This window comes from Tsukamurella sputi, assembly GCF_007858445.1.
Taxonomy (GTDB): domain Bacteria; phylum Actinomycetota; class Actinomycetes; order Mycobacteriales; family Mycobacteriaceae; genus Tsukamurella; species Tsukamurella sputi.
Map to the genome: position 1 here is coordinate 1 of NZ_VIGV01000223.1, position 517 is coordinate 517.

Below are 517 nucleotides of genomic sequence, written 5' to 3' on the forward strand. Positions count from 1 at the left end.
TCGAGCGCCGATCGCGTGGCCTGGGCTCGACGTTCGGCGCGCAGGAGGAGGAGCTGGTTCTGCATCAACTGACCGACGGCCGCACCGAAGGCGACGGTGAGGGCGATCATCCAGGCCTGGTGGATGGCGCCGAGCGCCCCGGCCGTCACGACCACGGCCTCGTACGCCAGGAGGTGCACGGCTGTCACCCGGATCGGTGTCACGGCCGCGACCTGGGTGATGGCGACCACCAGGATCAGGGGGACCACATCGAGGGTCGTGGGTACCGACCAGAAGAGGGCGGCCGAGACGAGGGTGGCGACGGAGTGCGCGGTGAGGGAGAGGTGGTCGGTGCGCACGAGCGTGGCGACCGAGTGGGTCAGCGAGAGCACGGCCGCCACGGCCAGGAACACCCATTGGAGGCCCTCCGGCCTCGCCAGGACGCGCGGCAGGATCGCCTCGACCACGAGCGCCAGCATCGCCGCCTCGGTGATCATCATGTAGTACGGCGGGTATTCGTAACCGATCGCGGCGAAGG

Annotated in this window: 1 pseudogene; it reads right to left on the reverse strand. The window is 69.8% G+C overall.

The annotated features are described in order from the left end of the window. Nucleotides 1-517, reverse strand: a pseudogene (locus FK268_RS24585) (hypothetical protein); the annotation flags it as partial.